The sequence below is a fragment of the Leucobacter sp. MMO-125 genome (assembly GCF_037148395.1).
GTDB lineage: Bacteria > Actinomycetota > Actinomycetes > Actinomycetales > Microbacteriaceae > Leucobacter.
In genome coordinates this window covers 230291-246744 of record NZ_JBBCTL010000001.1, presented here as the reverse complement: position 1 = coordinate 246744, position 16454 = coordinate 230291, and the positions used below count along the sequence as shown (strand labels likewise).

General features: G+C 66.2%; 14 protein-coding genes and 3 tRNA genes. 10 read left to right on the top strand and 7 right to left on the bottom strand.

The genetic code is table 11. The features are described from left to right. The first annotated feature begins 9 nt into the window (after positions 1-9). From dnaG to clpX, 10 genes are all read left to right on the top strand, one after another. Entirely contained in the window at positions 10-1881 is a 1872-nt protein-coding gene (gene dnaG / locus WFI54_RS01145) for a DNA primase (protein WP_336650970.1), read from the top strand. 11 nt (positions 1882-1892) lie between these two features. Beyond that, a complete protein-coding gene (locus tag WFI54_RS01140; RefSeq protein WP_336650969.1) occupies positions 1893-2741 on the top strand; it encodes an ABC transporter ATP-binding protein in 849 nt (282 codons plus the stop codon). Positions 2742-2833: 92 nt separating this feature from the next. Continuing rightward, a tRNA-Asn gene (locus tag WFI54_RS01135) sits at positions 2834-2906 on the top strand. Between the two features lie 55 nt (positions 2907-2961). Beyond that, on the top strand, positions 2962-3519 hold the full coding sequence (locus WFI54_RS01130) for a gamma carbonic anhydrase family protein (RefSeq protein WP_336650968.1): 558 nt from the start codon (positions 2962-2964) through the stop codon (positions 3517-3519). Between the two features lie 77 nt (positions 3520-3596). Beyond that, positions 3597-3667, top strand: a tRNA-Gly gene (locus WFI54_RS01125). A gap of 379 nt (positions 3668-4046) precedes the next feature. Then, positions 4047-4124 (top strand) — tRNA-Pro (locus WFI54_RS01120). 51 nt (positions 4125-4175) lie between these two features. Beyond that, on the top strand, positions 4176-5534 hold the full coding sequence (tig, locus tag WFI54_RS01115; protein ID WP_336650967.1) for a trigger factor: 1359 nt from the start codon (positions 4176-4178) through the stop codon (positions 5532-5534). A 130-nt stretch (positions 5535-5664) separates the two neighbouring features. Then, positions 5665-6285, top strand: coding sequence for an ATP-dependent Clp protease proteolytic subunit (locus WFI54_RS01110; protein ID WP_336651631.1), 621 nt, complete (start codon positions 5665-5667; stop codon positions 6283-6285). A gap of 27 nt (positions 6286-6312) precedes the next feature. Continuing rightward, a complete protein-coding gene (locus tag WFI54_RS01105; protein ID WP_336650966.1) occupies positions 6313-6951 on the top strand; it encodes an ATP-dependent Clp protease proteolytic subunit in 639 nt (212 codons plus the stop codon). A 151-nt stretch (positions 6952-7102) separates the two neighbouring features. Then, positions 7103-8374: an ATP-dependent Clp protease ATP-binding subunit ClpX gene (gene clpX / locus WFI54_RS01100; RefSeq protein ID WP_336650965.1), complete on the top strand. Its 1272-nt coding sequence runs from the start codon at positions 7103-7105 to the stop codon at positions 8372-8374. Positions 8375-8418: 44 nt separating this feature from the next. Here the strand turns inward: clpX and WFI54_RS01095 are convergent, their stop codons facing one another. The 7 genes from WFI54_RS01095 to WFI54_RS01065 all read right to left on the bottom strand — a co-directional run bounded on the left by WFI54_RS01095 (position 8419) and on the right by WFI54_RS01065 (position 15983). Then, positions 8419-8922 carry a hypothetical protein gene (locus WFI54_RS01095; RefSeq protein ID WP_336650964.1) on the bottom strand — a complete coding sequence of 168 codons (504 nt, stop codon included), beginning with the start codon at positions 8920-8922 and terminating at the stop codon, positions 8419-8421. Positions 8923-8933: 11 nt separating this feature from the next. After that, a complete protein-coding gene (locus WFI54_RS01090; RefSeq protein ID WP_336650963.1) occupies positions 8934-9215 on the bottom strand; it encodes a Fe-S oxidoreductase in 282 nt (93 codons plus the stop codon). A 2-nt stretch (positions 9216-9217) separates the two neighbouring features. Beyond that, positions 9218-11806 (bottom strand): valine--tRNA ligase, encoded by a 2589-nt coding sequence (gene valS, locus WFI54_RS01085; RefSeq protein WP_336650962.1) that lies wholly within the window; start codon positions 11804-11806, stop codon positions 9218-9220. A 177-nt stretch (positions 11807-11983) separates the two neighbouring features. Further along, on the bottom strand, positions 11984-12457 hold the full coding sequence (locus WFI54_RS01080) for a GyrI-like domain-containing protein (RefSeq protein WP_336650961.1): 474 nt from the start codon (positions 12455-12457) through the stop codon (positions 11984-11986). 297 nt (positions 12458-12754) lie between these two features. Next, positions 12755-13654 (bottom strand): glycine betaine ABC transporter substrate-binding protein, encoded by a 900-nt coding sequence (locus WFI54_RS01075; protein ID WP_336650960.1) that lies wholly within the window; start codon positions 13652-13654, stop codon positions 12755-12757. A 77-nt stretch (positions 13655-13731) separates the two neighbouring features. Continuing rightward, positions 13732-14646 (bottom strand): ABC transporter permease, encoded by a 915-nt coding sequence (locus tag WFI54_RS01070; protein WP_336650959.1) that lies wholly within the window; start codon positions 14644-14646, stop codon positions 13732-13734. Further along, positions 14646-15983, bottom strand: coding sequence for a quaternary amine ABC transporter ATP-binding protein (locus tag WFI54_RS01065; RefSeq protein WP_336650958.1), 1338 nt, complete (start codon positions 15981-15983; stop codon positions 14646-14648). The genes WFI54_RS01070 and WFI54_RS01065 overlap by 1 nt, the downstream gene beginning before the upstream one ends. Positions 15984-16454 lie beyond the last annotated feature (471 nt).

Sequence of the window (16454 nt, the reverse complement as noted above, 5' to 3'; positions counted from 1 at the left end):
ACTGCAGCTATGGCAGGGCGGATCAGGGCGAGCGACATCGAGGAAGTGAAGCGCCGCACCAATCTCGCCGATCTGGTGGGTGACTACGTCACGCTGAAGAACGCCGGGATCGACTCGATGAAGGGCCTGTGCCCCTTTCACGACGAGCGCAGCCCGAGTTTCCACGTGCGCCCGGCGCTCGGCTACTACCACTGCTTCGGCTGCGGCGAATCCGGCGACGCCTTCACCTTCCTGCAGCGGATGGATCACCTCTCCTTCTCTGAGTCGGTGGAGCGCCTTGCGGCCCGCATCCACTACGTTCTCACCTATGAAGAGGGCGGCGAACGCCGGCAGGACGGGCCGAACCGCGCGAGGCTGCTCGCTGCGAACCAGGCTGCCGGCGCCTACTACGTCGCCCAGCTGGCGAGCGAGGAGGGCGCGGCGGGCCGTGAGTTCCTATCGCAGCGCGGCTTCGATCCAGCAGCCTGCGAACGCTTCGGCGTCGGCTACGCACCGCGCGGCTGGAACCACCTCACCGATCATCTGCGCCAGCAGGGCTTCACCCCGCAAGAGCTCACCCAGGCCGGGCTCGTCTCCGAAGGGCAACGCGGCATCTACGACCGCTTCCGCGGGCGCGTGGTGTGGCCCATTCGCGACACCAGCGGACAAACGCTCGGTTTCGGTGCCCGCAAACTCTACGACGACGACAACGGCCCTAAGTACCTCAACACGCCCGAGTCGCCGGTGTACCACAAGTCACAGGTGCTCTACGGGCTCGATCTCGCGAAGAAGGCGATCTCGCGCGGCAAGCGCGCCATCGTGGTCGAGGGCTACACCGATGTGATGGCCTGCCACCTCGCAGGCGAGGAAGCAGCGGTCGCCACCTGTGGCACCGCCTTCGGCAAAGATCACATCGCGGTGCTGCGCCGCATCATGGGCGATGACGCCGCGGGCGAGGTCGTGTTCACCTTCGACCCCGATGAGGCCGGCCAGAAGGCCGCGCTGCGAGCGTTCAGCGAGGAGAAGCGCTTCACCGCGCAAACCTATGTGGCCGTCGCTCCCGGCGGCCTCGACCCCTGCGATCTGCGGCTGCACCGCGGTGACGACGCCGTGCGCGAACTCTTCACGCGCAAGACGCCGCTGTTCGAGTTCGCGCTGAAGCAGGCGGTGTCCCGCTTCGACCTCAACAGCGTCGAAGGGCGCGTAAACGGGCTGCGCGCCGCCGCGCCCATCATCGCCGAGATCAAAGATCCCTCGCTGCGCCCCGGGTACACGCGAGAACTCGCACGAATGCTCGGCAGTGAACTTGCAGAGGTGCAGCAGGCGGTGCGCGCGGCCGAGCGGAACCCGCGAGGGCGCGGCGGATCCGCCCCCACAACCGAACAGGCGCAGCCGGGCACCGGCTCGCAGCCCGAACCCGCACGCCCGCGCATCGGGCTATCTTCACTGCGCAATGCCCCGACGACCTGGCTCGAACGCGACGCCCTCATGGCGATGCTGCAGCAGAGCGAGGCCGTCGGCGCAGACCTGCTGCAGCAGGCCGTCACTGCACAGGTGAGCGAGCCGAATCTGCGCGTGGTGCGCGATGCCATCGCGGAGGCACTGCCGGCATTCGGCACGCAGGCCTGGCTCGACACCGTCATCGGATCCGCCCCAGAAAGCCACCGTGGCCTCGTGCGCGAGCTCGCAATCGCTCCCGTGCCGCAGCGCAAACCCGAGCTGATTGCCGCCTACGCCCGCGACGTGGTGATTTCGCTGCTCGACCGCGACCTGCTCGCCCTCAAGCAAGAACTGCTGGCACGCCACCAGCGCATCGGCGACGCGGCAGACCCCGGCGCGCGCCGCATCCAGCAGCAACTCGTTGCCCTTGAGGCTGCGCGGCGCGGGCTCCGCGAAGAGTAAGATCGTCAACCATGGCACACCCCGTACTCGACGCTCATCCGACGGTACAGGTCTCCGACCTTTCGCTCGCATATCCGGCGCACGCCGGCGGGCGCGCATTCCAAGCGGTCGAGGGGGTCAGCTTCGAGGTGGCCCGCGGCGAGGTCGTCGGGCTGCTCGGCGAGAGCGGATCCGGCAAGTCGACGCTCACCAAGTTTCTCGCCGGCCGCGCCGCCGACGCCGGTGAGAAAGCCGCCCGCATCAAGCTCACCGGCGGTGCCGCCACCGTCTTCGACGTGCCCATGCGACGTTTGAGCCGAAGCACCCGCTCCCGCCTCACCGCCTACGTCGGCCACCTTGCACAGGATGCCGGCGCAACGCTCACCCCCGAGCTGAACGTCGGCGACATCCTCTTCGAGCCGATCGCTGAGCGCAGCAAGCACTTCGACCGCGAAGCCCTGGGCGAGCGCATCGCCGAGATGATGGATATCGTCGCGCTGCCCCTCGCGAAGCTGCAGGAATACCCCTACGAACTCTCGAAAGGTCAGCGCCAGCGTGTCGCCGTGATGCGTTCGCTGATGCTCGACCCGGCCCTGCTCATCGCCGACGAGCCCACGCTCGGCGTCGACGCCAATAACAGGCCCAAGATCGTCGAACTGTTGCGCTGGTACCGCGAGCGCACCGGCGCCACGATGCTGCTCATCAGCCACGACATCGGCATGCTCGAAGCGCTCGTGCAGGAGGTGATCGTCATGCAGCACGGCCACATGGTGGGGCAGGGCGACATCAACGAGATCTTCCGCCACGCGGATCACGGCTACGTGCAGCGGCTCGCGCAGGCGCTGCGGGCCACCGCATACGACGAGATCGCAGACGACTAGACACCTCCGGCCGCGCCTCGCCCGGGCGACCCGCACCGATTTGCACCGCCTCGATCGCGCTTGCTAACATAGAAGGGTTGCTGCGGCAATGATCCCCTGTAGCTCAGTTGGCAGAGCGCTTGACTGTTAATCAGGATGTCGCTGGTTCGAGCCCAGCCGGGGGAGCAATCGAAACCCTCACCGTAACGGTGAGGGTTTTCTGCTATCCACAGGAGGATCGATGCGTGAGCAGCACCCCGACCACCACGGCCAGATCATCACAGTCGCACCCTACGGCGCCCCGCGCGTGCACGAGTCGAGCTGGATCGCGCCGGGCGCCGTCATCGTCGGCAACGTCGAGATCGATGCCGACTCAAGTGTCTGGTACAACGCCGTCGTGCGCGGCGACTCCAACTCCGTGCGCATCGGTGCACGCAGCAACGTGCAAGACGGCGTAGTGATCCACACTCAGCGCGGTGCAGGCGGTGCCGCCGTTATCGGCGACGATGTCTCGATCGGCCACAACGCCGTCGTGCACGGTGCGGTGATCGAGAACGGGTGCCTCATCGGCATGAACTCGACGGTGCTGAGCGGGGCGACCGTGGGGGAGGGGTCGCTCATCGCAGCGGGTGCGCTCGTGCCCCAGGGAGCCGTGATTCCGCCGCACTCCCTCGTCGCCGGCATTCCCGGTCGCGTGGTGCGAGAACTCAGGGAGGCGGATCGCGAAAGCGTGCAGCAGAACGCCGAGATCTACGCCGCATACACCGAACATCACCGAGACGCCACGCGCGAGCCGTAAGGCCGATGTGCTCGGCGGCGCCCACGATGCACTATGATCGGTGACGTGCTTCTGCACACCCTTGCTGCTCGCAGCTCGGGGCTGTAGCTCAATGGTAGAGCCCCAGTCTTCCAAACTGGCTACGCGGGTTCGATTCCCGTCAGCCCCTCTACAGAAACCCTCCTTCGCGAGAAGGAGGGTTTCGTATTTCGAGGCTGCCGGGGATCTTTCAGTACCCGGTACTGGCGCCGATCTGTTTATTTCGGCACCGACCTTCCCGCTCCGATCTTCCCGCACCGATCCTCCCGCTCCGATCCTCCCGCACTGATCGACGCCCATGCACCCGAGTGCTTCGGCTTCGAGGTGCATAAACGTCGATCGGTGCAGTGAGCGACTGCCGAGCATGGGAGCTTACCGCCTCGGGGGGCAGGCTGGGTCGCCAGCCACCTCGGCAACGACGGCACCCGGTATGCGTTTTCATGGCAGTTTCGGCTAGACTTGCTCAGGTTGCGCGCTTTTGCGCGTCTCGACCGGAAACCTGTGGGTTTCGGGGCGTAGCTCAGCTTGGCTAGAGCGCCCGCTTTGGGAGCGGGAGGTCGCAGGTTCGAATCCTGTCGCCCCGACCAGGGCCATCCGGCCCGATAAGCAGCACCACACACCGATGATGAGAGGCCAAATTGCCGAAGACGACCGCTGAGAAGCTCACTCCGACCCGCGCCAAGCTGAGCGTCGAGGTCACGCTCGACGAACTGGAGCCCTACCTCAAGCAGGCGTACAAGACCATCGCCGAGCAGGTTTCGATTCCCGGTTTCCGCAAGGGCAAGGTTCCGGCACCGATCATCGACCAGCGCGTCGGCCGTGAGGCCGTGGTGCAGGAGGCCGTGAACGCCTCGCTCGACGACTTCTACCAGGCCGCACTCGCCGAGGCTGACGAGCGCCCCATGGGTCGCCCGACCGCCGACGTCGAGCAGTGGCCCGATGCGCAGGACGACAAGAGCACCCTCGTGCTCGCGTTCGAGGTCGAGGTGCGCCCCGAGTTCACGCTTCCCGACTACGACGGCATCGAGCTCACCGTCGACAACGCAGAGGTTGACGATGAAGCCGTCGAGGCTGAGCTGACCAAGCTGCGCGAGCGCTTCGGTACCCTCGTGACCGTCGATCGCCCCGCCAAGACCGGCGACTTCGTCGAGCTCGATCTCACCGCCAAGATCGACGGCAACGAGGTCGACCAGGCCAGCGGCGTCTCCTACGAGATCGGCGCGGGCAACCTCCTCGCGGGCACCGATGAGGCCATCGAGACCCTCACCGCAGGCGAGTCGACCACCTTCACTTCGCAGCTGCTCGGCGGCGAGCACGAGGGCCGTGATGCCGAGGTCGAGGTCACCCTCACCGCTGTCAAGGAGCGCGAGCTTCCCGAGGCCGACGATGAGTTCGCTCAGCTTGCGAGCGAGTTCGACACCATCGCTGAGCTGCGCGAGAGCCTGAAGGATCAGGTCGCACGGGCCTCGGTCTTTGCCCAGGGCCAGCAGGCTCGCGACCTCTTCACCGAGACCCTCATCGAGAAGGCCGGCATCCCGGTTTCCGAGGAGCTCGTCGAGGAGGAAGTGCACCGTCACCTCGAGGGCGAGGGTCGTCTCGAGGACGACGAGCACCGCGCCGAGGTGCGCAAGTCGGCTGAGCAGCAGATTCAGCTGCAGCTGCTGCTCGACGCGATCGTCGAGGCTGAGGGCGTCACCCCCACCCAGAACGAGCTGTCGCAGTACATCTTCCAGTCGGCTCAGCAGTACGGCATGGAGCCCACCCAGTTCCTGCAGGCGATCAGCCAGGGCAACCAGATGGGCGTCATCCTCGGTGAGGTCACCCGCAACAAGGCGCTCGCGATCGCTCTCGCCAAGGCGAAGGTCGTTGATCAGGCGGGCAACACCGTCGATCTGAGCGAGTTCACCGCTGTCGACTCCGAGGACGAGGCTGAGGCCGAGGTCGTCGAAGAGGCCGAGGAGATCGTCGAAGAGGCCGAGGCCGCCGACAAGAAGTAACTCACGCATCTCGCTTTCGAGCATTGCGGATCCCCCGGAGCGCTGACCTGTCAGCGCTCCGGGGGATTCTCAGTTTGTGGGGCTGAAACACGCCTAGGGCGAACACGCGCGCCCGATCCGCATCGAATCGATACGCTCGAATCAAGCAACTACGAAGGAGCACCGAATGGCAGAACAGACGCCACCGAACAGCGTGTTCGAACGCCTGCTGAAGGATCGCATCATCTGGCTCGGATCCGAGGTGCGCGACGATAACGCAAACGAGATCTGCGCCAAGATCCTGCTGCTCGCCGCCGAAGACCCCGAGTCTGACATCTACCTGTACATCAATTCGCCCGGTGGTTCGATCACCGCGGGTATGGCGATCTACGACACGATGTCCTTCGTGCCGAACGACATCGTCACCGTGGGCATCGGCATGGCGGCCTCGATGGGGCAGTTCCTGCTTACCGCAGGCACCAAGGGCAAGCGCTACATCACCCCGAACGCGCGCGTGCTGCTGCACCAGCCGCACGGCGGCTTCGGCGGCACGGCAAGCGATATCCAGACGCAGGCGCAGCTCATCACCTCGATGAAGAACCGCCTCGCTGAGATCACCGCAGCCCAGACGGGCAAGACCGTCGAGCAGATCAACGAGGACGGCGACCGCGACCGTTGGTTCACGGCCGATGAGGCGCTCGCGTACGGCTTCGTCGACTTCATCCGTGACTCTGCTGCCGACGTGGTCGGCGGCGGCGGAACCCAGCGGTAGGCCCAACAGAAAGTGAACGAAGGTCATATGAAGATCGAGATGCCCAGCGCCCGCTACGTGCTGCCCTCCTTCGAGGAGCGCACGGCCTACGGCTACAAGCGGCAGGATCCCTACGCGAAGCTGTTCGAGGATCGCATCATCTTCCTCGGCGTGCAGGTTGACGACGCCTCGGCCGACGATGTGATGGCGCAGCTGCTCGTGCTCGAAAGCCAGGACCCCGAGCGCGACATCACCATGTACATCAACTCGCCCGGTGGATCGTTCACCGCGATGACGGCGATCTACGACACCATGCAGTACATTCGTCCGCATGTGCAGACGGTGTGCCTGGGCCAGGCTGCTTCGGCAGCTGCGGTGCTGCTCGCCGGCGGCACCCCGGGAAAGCGCCTGGCGCTGCCGAATGCGCGTGTGCTGATCCACCAGCCCTCGACGGGGCAGGCCGGGCACGGCCAGGCCTCGGACATCGAGATCCAGGCTCGCGAGATCATGCGCATGCGCGAGTGGCTTGAGGAGACGCTGTCAAAGCACTCGAAGCGCGGTGTTGCAGAGGTGAACCGCGACATCGATCGCGACAAGATCCTCAGCGCACAGGAGGCTCTCGAGTACGGCCTCGTTGATCAGGTGCTGACAAGCCGCAAGAACCCGCAGCCTGTCATTTCGCAGTAGTCGACACGGATCGCGGCGGGTCCGGGCACTCCAGCCCAGACCCGCCGGTCCCGTCTGAAGGCCTGCTCACGGCGCGCCCCGCCGGTGAATGTCAGTGGCGCCGGATAGTCTCTGAGTGTCTCGTTTCCGTTCGAGTGTGAAGGAGCCCCGCATGGCGAGAATCGGCGAAAGCAGCGAGCTGCTCAAGTGCTCCTTCTGCGGCAAGTCGCAGAAGCAGGTACAGCAGCTCATCGCCGGCCCGCAGATCTACATCTGCGACGAGTGCGTCGCGCTCTGCAACGAGATCATCGAAGAGCGCATGGCCGAGCATCAGAGCGCCGAGCCCTCAGACTTCACGCTGCACAAGCCCCGCGAGATCGCAGACTTCCTCGACGAATACGTCATCGGCCAAGATCGGGCGAAGCAGTCGCTCGCGGTTGCGGTCTACAACCACTACAAGCGCGTGCGTGCCGCCTCCACCCTGACAAGCGCCGATGCTGCCGCTGAGCAGGTCGAGATCGCGAAGTCCAACATTCTGCTGATCGGCCCCACAGGCTGCGGCAAGACCTACCTCGCCCAGTCGCTCGCACGGCAACTGGGTGTTCCCTTCGCCGTCGCAGACGCGACGGCCCTCACCGAAGCGGGCTACGTCGGCGAAGACGTCGAAAACATCCTGCTGAAGCTGCTGCAGGCCGCAGACTTCGATGTGCAGCGCGCCGAAACCGGCATCATCTATATCGATGAGATCGACAAGATCTCGCGCAAGGCCGAGAACCCCTCCATCACCCGCGATGTGTCGGGCGAGGGTGTGCAGCAGGCGTTGCTCAAAATCCTCGAGGGCACCGTCGCCTCGATCCCGCCGCAGGGCGGCCGCAAACACCCCAATCAGGAGTTTCTGCAGCTCGACACCACGAACGTGCTCTTCATCGTCGCCGGTGCCTTCGCCGGTCTCGAAGAGATCATCGGTTCACGCCTCGGCAAGGGCGGCATCGGCTTCGGCTCGCCAGTGTCGAGCAAACGCGACGACGACAAGCTCTTCGCTGAGGTGCAGCCAGAGGATCTGCACAAGTTTGGCCTGATCCCGGAGTTCATCGGCCGTCTGCCGGTTGTCGCAACCGTCGATCCGCTCGATGTGCCGGCGCTCACCCGCATCCTCACCGAGCCTCGCAACGCCCTCGTCAAGCAGTATCAGCGCATGTTCGAGATCGACGGCGTCGACCTCGAATTCGAAGACGCCGCTCTTGAAGCAATCGCCGAGCAGGCCGTCGCCCGTAAGACCGGTGCGCGAGGGCTGCGAGCCATCCTCGAGACGCTGCTGGGGCCCGTGATGTTCGAAGTGCCCTCAGACGGCGATGTCACCAAGGTGATCGTCACCCGCGAGTCGGTGCTGGGCGAGGCACCGCCGCGCGTGCTGCAATCGCATCGCGGCCGCGAAAGCGCTTGACCGCAGCCTCACCATGGCCACCAGCGGCAGCGGCGCCCTGAGCGCTACAGCGCGGTGAGGTCGTAGCTGAGCAGCACCGAGCCGTCATCCTGCGGCAGCATCAGTGCGAAGACGTCGAGCTTGTCGTTTCGGAGCGTGGCTGAGGCATTCGCCGAGGCGGGGTCGCCCTGCGCATCGGTGAGCTCGAATCCACCGTCCGAGATGATCGCCGACCACTGCGTGGAGGCCTGCACGGCATCCTTCGCGCGCAGCACCACGAACCAGACACCGGCCCCGCGCTCACCGGCGTCGTCGATGACGGCACCATTCGGCAGCGGAAAACTGTTCGACGGGAAGCCCGCCGGCAGTGTCGCCTGCTTCTGCAGTGCCTCAGCGGGAACCTCTGCGCGCTGACCGGCATCATCAGGCGTCTTGCCCTTCGCGATCTGCTCTTTCGTCGTCGCGCCGGCGATCTCATCGGGTTCTGGCGCGCAGGAGGACAGCGAAACTGCGAGGAGACCGGCGAGTGCCGCAGCCAGCAGTGCGCGAGGGCGAAGGGGAGAGGTCATGTCGTTGCCTTTCACAGCAGCCAATCGTCGTCTTCAGCGTCGGAAGACCCTTCGGTGGGGAGCCCCGTGAGCGACTCCGTGGAAGCATCGAGCACCGCGACGACTCCACCGGCATCAAGGGTCACGATGACGACGTCTTCGAGCGCGCAGCGCGGGCGCCCTTCAAGCCAGGTGAGCGTCCAGGAGGCGGCGTCGGGGTGCTCGGCCTCCTGCGCTGCGATGGCGGGATGCAACTGCGGGGGCACGCTGCGGTGGGGCGGATCGCCCGCACGCCAGCGCACCCCCAGCTGCATGATCAGGCCTCGGTCTCTTCGAGTTCGATCTGAGCGACGGTTACGGCGTCGACCTCGGCGACCTCGATGCGCAGCTCGGCGATGCGCCCCACCGCAGCGAGGTCGTCGGCTGCGAGAGCCAGCCTGTCGCGCACGTCAACCGGGGCGTGCACCACGGCGAGCGTGACGGGTGTGCGCTGTGACGCCTTTGCGGCGGTTTTCGCGCCGCGCACACCCACGAGGGCACCTCCCACCAGGCCCAGCAGATCGGCGTCGGCGTTGCAGCCGGCGTGGTCGAGCACCTCTGAGGTGATGGGCCAGGCCGCACGGTGAACGGAACCCTCACCGAACCATGACCACACCTCTTCGGTCGCGTAGGGCAGGAACGGTGCGAGCAGACGCACGAACACGGAGAGTGCTGTGCGCAGCGCGGTCACTGCCGATGCTTGAGACTGCCCCTCACCGTTGTGTGCGCGCTCCTTGACGAGCTCGAGGTAGTCGTCGCAGAAGGTCCAGAAGAACGACTCCGTGAGTTCGAGCGCGCGGGCGTGATCATACGATTCGAAGGCGCGCGTGGCTCCCTCGATAACGCCGGCGAGGCCTGCGAGCATGGAACGGTCGAGCGCTTCGCTGACCGTGCCGGCGCCTGAGGCGTCGAAGGAGAGGGTGAACTTCGCCGCGTTCAGGAGCTTGATGGCGAGGCGGCGACCGATCTTGATCTGCGTCGGGTTCTGCGGGTCGAACGCAGCGTCGGTGCCGAGCTTCGCTGAGGCCGCCCAGTAGCGCACCGCGTCAGAGCCGTGCTGTTCGAGCATGCCCGCGGGGGTGACCACATTACCCTTCGACTTCGACATCTTCTTGCGGTCGGGATCGAGGATCCAGCCCGAGATGCCGGCGTTCTGCCAGGGCAGCTGACCGGCTTCGAGCTCGGAGCGCAGCAGTGTCGAGAAGAGCCAGGTGCGGATGATGTCCTGACCCTGGGGGCGCAGGCTGAAGGGGAACACGAGGCCGAAGAGCTCGGGATCTCGCTCCCAGCCGCCGGCGAGCTGCGGGGTGAGCGATGAGGTCGCCCAGGTATCCATCACATCGACCTCACCCACGAAGCCGCCGGGAACGCCGCGCTGATCTTCGGTGTAGCCGGCGGGCAGGTCGCTCGACGGGTCGACGGGGAGCTGCGAGGCGTCGGGGAGAATCGGCTGGTCGAAGACGGGGTTGCCTTCGGCATCGAGCGGGTACCACACGGGGATCGGGACGCCGAAGAAGCGCTGGCGGGAGATGAGCCAGTCGCCCGAGAGGCCTTCGACCCAGTTCTCGTAGCGCACGCGCATGAAGTCGGGGTGCCAGGCGAGTTCGCGGCCGTGCGCGAGCAGGCGCTCACGCAGCTGCTCGTCGCGGGCACCGTTCTTGATGTACCACTGGCGGGTGGAGACGATTTCGAGCGGCTTGTCGCCCTTCTCGAAGAACTTGACGGGGTGGGTGATCTTGCGAATCTCGCCGACGAGCTCGCCTGAGGCCTGCAGCGCCTCGACGATGGTGGCCTTCGCGCTGAACACGGTCTTGCCCGCGATCTGCGCGTAGGCTTCGCGGCCCCGCTCGCTCGTGATCGCCTCGGGGGCCTCCGAGATGACGCGGCCGTCGAAGCCGAGGATGGCGCGGTTGGGCAGGTCGAGCTCTCGCCACCACACCACGTCGGTGACATCGCCGAAGGTGCAGATCATCGCGATGCCGGTGCCCTTGTCCTGCTGAGCGAGGTGGTGTGCGACGATCGGCACCTCGACCTCGAAGAGCGGGGTGCGCACGGTGGAGCCGAAGAGCGGCTTGTAGCGCTCATCGTCGGGGTGCGCGACCAGCGCCACGCACGCGGCGAGCAGCTCGGGGCGCGTGGTGTCGATGAGGATGTCACCGCCACCGTCGGTGCGGTGGAAGGCAAGCGTGTGGTAGGCGCTGGGCTGATCCCGATCCTCCAGCTCGGCCTGAGCCACCGCGGTGCGGAAGGTGACATCCCACAGCGTGGGGGCCTGGGCCTGGTAGGCCTCGCCGCGCTCGACGTTGCGGATGAATGCGAGCTGCGAGGCCCGCAGCGATTCAGCCCCGATGGTGCGGTAGGTCTGGGTCCAGTCGACCGAGAGACCGAGCGTGCGCCAGAGATCTTCGAACTGCTTTTCGTCTTCGACGGTCAGCTTCTCGCACAGTTCGATGAAGTTGCGGCGGGAGATGGGCTGCTGATCCGCTGCCTTAATGCTCTTCCCGTCACCGCCCTCGTGCGGGGGAACGAAGCCCTCGACGTAGGGGAGTGACGGATCGCAGCGCACACCGTAGTAGTTCTGCACGCGGCGCTCGGTGGGCAGGCCGTTGTCATCCCAGCCCATGGGATAGAACACGCGCTTGCCTTGCATGCGCTGGTAGCGGGCGACGGTGTCGGTGTGGGTGTACGAGAACACGTGGCCGACGTGCAGCGAGCCCGAAGCGGTGGGCGGGGGCGTGTCGATGCTATAGACCTCGGCCCGTTCGGCGCCGTCGCGGTCGAAGCGGTAGGTGCCGGTCTCCTCCCATACCGGGCCCCACTTGGCTTCGAGGCCTTCGAGTTTCGGCTTGTCGGGGATCGCACTCATGCAGGGGCTCCGTCTTCGCTATGGGCGGCACCGCGTCAGTGCGCCGCCCGAGGGGGCGACTCTGGTGCCTGAATGGTCAACCGGGCCAGTCTATCGGAGCGTTTCGGAGCGTGTTGGACGCGGATCGCGTGGCGCAGGGCCGCGCTCAAGCCCGGCGCCGTGTGGGTGTGTGAGGGGTTAGTCGCGCAGACCTGCTGCGATCAGTGTCTCGTTCGCTGCGGGGTCACCGCCGGGTGCGGGTTCGGTGAGGTACTGCTCCCAGGAGAGCCCGGTCGGGGTGAGCCCTTGCTCGGCGATCCATCCGAAGAGGTGTTCGTAGGCCGCTGCGAGGAGGCTGTAGTCACCGCGCACGAGCAGGGTGGCTGCGCGTCCCGCGGGAAGTGTCTCGGAAGAGACCTCGCCATCGCCCCCGAAGGGCTCCGCGACGGGCACGGCGACGGAAAGGTCGAGATCGGGGCCGGGCTGCCCGTGCATCACACCCATGGGGGCCGCGGCTGGGGTGATGCCGGCTCGTGCGAGGGCGCCGAAGATCGCGGGGTAGGCCTTGTCGTAGAGCCCCGGGATCGCGTCGAAGCTCACGGTCTGTCTTACGACGGCGAGGTGCTGTGCTGGGCGTTCGACGACCTCGGGAACGGAGAACTGCTCGGTCACGGTGGGCTCCTCTGCTCAAGGTGCTCGGCGAGGATCGGTGGTTTCTCGACGTGCGCTGCTGCGTCACGCCCGATCCTACGCACACATCGGCCGCCGTGCGAGGGATGATGTTGATCCTCGAATCACCGGCCGCATCAGCTGGCCACGCGGCAGCGCGCCAGGGCCGAAGCGTAGCCCGCAGTCGCCCTTCAACGCAACGACGGGGAGCCCGCGCCGCGATGCCGCCGAAGCGGCAACAGCAGCACGGACTCCCCGTCGATCAGTGGGGCGTTGTGGCCGCCCCTCTCAGGAGATCGCTCAGGCGATGAGGCCGGGGAAGGCGTCGGGGTGTTCGGTGAGCCAAGCTTCGACGGCGCCCTCCGGGTCGCCCTTGTAGTCGTCGCCGGTCACGAGCGCTTCGAGTGCGCCGTAGCTGGCATCGTCGAGCTGAATGCCCTTGATGAGCTCCGCGGCCTCGGGGTACTGTGCGGAGAATCCGTCGGTGGCGAGGAAGTGCAGCGCTTCGGGCTCGCCCATCGCACCCTTCGGATCCTTGAGATCCTTCACCGGGAAAGCGTCATTCGCCCAGAAGGGACGCCACAGAGTGACGACGACATCCTCCTTCTTATCAATCTTCTCCTGCAGTGTCGCGAGCATGGTCGCGGTCGACGAAGTCACGAGCGAGTAGTCTCCCTCAAGGCCGTATTCGGGCATCATGACGGTCTCGGTCTGCTCAGTGAGGCCGGCGCTCGGCTCGATGCCGATGATCTCGCCATCGAAGCGGTCGGCCTGGCCGACGAGATCGTCGATCGAGTTCACATCGTCCATATACTCGGGGACCGCAATGGTGAGCACCGCGTTGTCGTAGTAGGCACCGAGGTCTTCGAGGCGGTCGCCGTACTGTTCCATATAGGTGGCGTGCGTCTTTTCAGACCAGGCAGAGGGGTACACGTCGATGTCGCCGCCCGCGAGCCCGGTGTAGAGCACGGCGGCTTCGGTGAGCTCTTCCATCTCGACGTCGTAGCCGAGCTTTTCGAGCTGGTTCTCGAGCAGGTATGCGGTGCTGAGGCCGTCGGTCCAGCTGGGCAGGTACCCGAGGGTGATGGTGCCTTTGTCGCCGCCGCCGTTGGCGGATCCGCTGTCGCTGGAGCAGCCGACGAGAGCGAGGCTGGCAGCCGCGCCGAGGGCGAGGATTCCGGTGAGCTTGCGCTTGATCATCGTGTTTCCTTTCTTTCCGCGCCCGGTGGCGCGGAACGGGGCTTGCCGCCCCGACTGTTCATTCGTGGTCTTGCGGGTCACTGGGCCGCGGCCGGCACGGGCGCGGGGGAGGGCGTGCGCTCGTTGCGCTGCTTGCGCAGCACGCCGAGCAGCGACGACTTGTATTCGGCAGGGTTGCCGAGCGCGGCGGTCACGCGGTCGAGGAAGACTGCGAGGATCACCACGCTCAGGCCGGCCTCGACGCCCTTCGCGATATTGAGAGTGGACAGCGCGGCCACGACCTCCTTCCCCAGTCCGTTGGCACCGGCCATGCCCGCGACCACGGCCATCGACAGCGCGAGCATGATGACCTGGTTGATGCCGGCCATGATGGTGGGCGTGGCGAGCGGCAGCTGGATGCCACGCAGGATCTTGCCGGGGGTCGCGCCGAAGGCCTGACCGGCCTCGACGGTCTCGGAGTCGACCCCGCGGATGCCGAGTTCGGTGAAACGCACGCCCGGGGGCAGCGAGAACAGCAGCGTGGCAAAGACGCCTGGCACGAAGCCGACGCTGAAGAACACCACGGCGGGGATCAGGTACACCAGCGACGGCATGGTCTGCATGAAGTCGAGCACGGGGCGGATCACCGCGCTGAAGCGGTCGTTCCGCGCTGCAAGAATGCCGAGTGGCACCGCGATGAGCACGGCGATCACGGCGGCAACCAGCACTAGCGCGAGCGTGAGCATGGCGTTCTCCCACTGATCCATGGCAACGATCAGCAGCATCGTCAGGGCCGTGCCCACCGCCAGCTGCCAGGAGCGCACGAGCCATCCGATCAATGCGAATATGATGATCAGCGCGGCGAACGGGATCGCGACGAGCGTGTCGGCGAGCCCTTCGACGAGCCAGCCGACCACGAGCGTGATGAAGTCGAGCAGCCAGGTGAAGGTGCTCTTGAACCAGTCGAGCGCATCGGCGACCCAGTCGCCCAGGGGAATGCGGAAGCCCTCCATCAGCGCACCTCCCCGCTCGTCGCCGCGGCGCCGGCGATCGCGCTCTCCTCGAGTGTTTGCGTGATCATGGCGGCGGACACCTCCGGGGTGGGTTCGATGACGGGGATCTCGGTGGTGGTGGCGGGTAGATCTGCGAGCGCTGCGAGCAGCGTGACGCGGGGCACGACGCCGATGAGCCGACCTTGCGCATCGGTGACGGCAACGGGCAGCGGGCTCTCGACCGCGAGCTCGAAGAGGTCGGCGATGAGCTGGTCGCGCTGCACGATCGACGGCGTGGGGCGCAGCCGCTCGGTCAGGTCGGTGCTGCCCTCGCGCACCTGGCGCAGCACGTCCTTGTCCCGCACCACGCCGAGCAGGCGGCGTGCGGAGTCGGTCACGAAGCAGGCTGAGGTCTGCAGATCGCGCATGGTCTTCAGTGCGGTGCGGGGGCCGGCCGAGGCGAAGACGACGGCGTGCGGCGGCTCCATGACGTCGCCGGCGGTGAGCACGCGGGCGCGATCCACGTCTTGTACGAACTGGGCGACGTAGTCGTTCGCGGGGTCGGTGAGGATGTCGTTGGGGGTGCCAACCTGCACGATGCGGCCGTCGCGCATCACTGCGATGCGGTCGCCCAGGAACATCGCCTCATTGAGGTCGTGGGTGATGAACACGATCGCCTTCCCCAGTTCCTGCTGCAGCTCGATGAGCTGCTCCTGCATCTCGCGGCGGATCAGGGGGTCGAGCGCTGAGAATGCCTCGTCCATGAGCAGGATGTCGGTGTCGGCGGTGAGGGCTCTGGCGATGCCGACGCGCTGCTGCATGCCGCCGGAGAGTTCGCCTGGGAGGCTGCGCTCCCAGCCTGCGAGCCCAACCCGTTCGAGCCAGCCACGGGCCTTCTCGTGACGTTCGGCCACGGGTACACCCTGCAGTTCGAGGCCGTAGGCGACGTTATCGAGCACGGTGCGGTGGGGGAGCAGCGCGAAGTGCTGGAACACCATCGACATGTGGTCTCGACGCAGTTCGCGCAGCTCGGCTGCGGTGCGGCCAACGACCTCTCGCCCGTTGACGGTGATGGAGCCGTCAGTGGTGGGGTTGAGGCCGTTGAGCATGCGGATCAGCGTGGACTTGCCGGAGCCCGAGAGGCCCATCACCACGAAGATCTCGCCCCGGCTCACGGTGAAACTCGCGTCGATCACCGCCGCGGTGCCGTACGGGCGCACATCGTCGCGAGACGCACCTCGTTTGAGGTGTTTGACTGCTTCTTTCGGGCGCCGCCCGAACACCTTGGTGGCGTGGTTGACTTCGATGGCGGGCGCGTCGGCGCGCGCCCGGTTGGACTGTTCAGTTGTCTTGTTCACTTTTCAACTCCTCTGGCGAAGGAGGGCGCGGATCGCGGGCGCGTCGAAGGGCGGCACGTGCCGTGCGCCGAAAAACGGCAGCCCAGATCCGCGGCCTCCCAACAGGCCGGATATCGTATTGCGGAGTGTTCACCGGCCACCTGCCGTCGCGCCCGCCTTCGGCTCGCTGTAGCTCAGCGATTTCGTTCCGAGGGGCGCGACGAGCGGCATCAGATGTGCACTCGACGCTGCTTCGACGCTAACAACGTCGAGAGGCGACATGCAAGGCGAAGGGGGCGCTCAGAACCCCAGAACCGACGGAATACATGGCCCCGATCAGGTATTTTGCGCATTCACCATCGTTACGCGGACGTTACACTCGCGCCCTGAAAGGTGCCCTTCGGGGCGCTCGCAGCGCAGGGGCTCGCCACACGACGGGCAGTGCCGCTACAGTTGACACTGTATCCATCTATCTTCACTCGATGAGGTTTC

Excerpts from the sequence above, each read along its gene's own strand:
- dnaG (WP_336650970.1), top strand. The coding sequence starts at position 10 with ATGGCAGGGCGGATCAGGGCGAGCGACATCGAGGAAGTGAAGCGCCGC.
- WFI54_RS01140 (WP_336650969.1), top strand. The coding sequence starts at position 1,893 with ATGGCACACCCCGTACTCGACGCTCATCCGACGGTACAGGTCTCCGAC.
- WFI54_RS01130 (WP_336650968.1), top strand. The coding sequence starts at position 2,962 with ATGCGTGAGCAGCACCCCGACCACCACGGCCAGATCATCACAGTCGCA.
- WFI54_RS01105 (WP_336650966.1), top strand. The coding sequence starts at position 6,313 with ATGAAGATCGAGATGCCCAGCGCCCGCTACGTGCTGCCCTCCTTCGAG.
- clpX (WP_336650965.1), top strand. The coding sequence starts at position 7,103 with ATGGCGAGAATCGGCGAAAGCAGCGAGCTGCTCAAGTGCTCCTTCTGC.
- WFI54_RS01095 (WP_336650964.1), bottom strand. The coding sequence starts at position 8,922 with ATGACCTCTCCCCTTCGCCCTCGCGCACTGCTGGCTGCGGCACTCGCC.
- WFI54_RS01090 (WP_336650963.1), bottom strand. The coding sequence starts at position 9,215 with ATGCAGCTGGGGGTGCGCTGGCGTGCGGGCGATCCGCCCCACCGCAGC.
- valS (WP_336650962.1), bottom strand. The coding sequence starts at position 11,806 with ATGAGTGCGATCCCCGACAAGCCGAAACTCGAAGGCCTCGAAGCCAAG.
- WFI54_RS01075 (WP_336650960.1), bottom strand. The coding sequence starts at position 13,654 with ATGATCAAGCGCAAGCTCACCGGAATCCTCGCCCTCGGCGCGGCTGCC.
- WFI54_RS01070 (WP_336650959.1), bottom strand. The coding sequence starts at position 14,646 with ATGGAGGGCTTCCGCATTCCCCTGGGCGACTGGGTCGCCGATGCGCTC.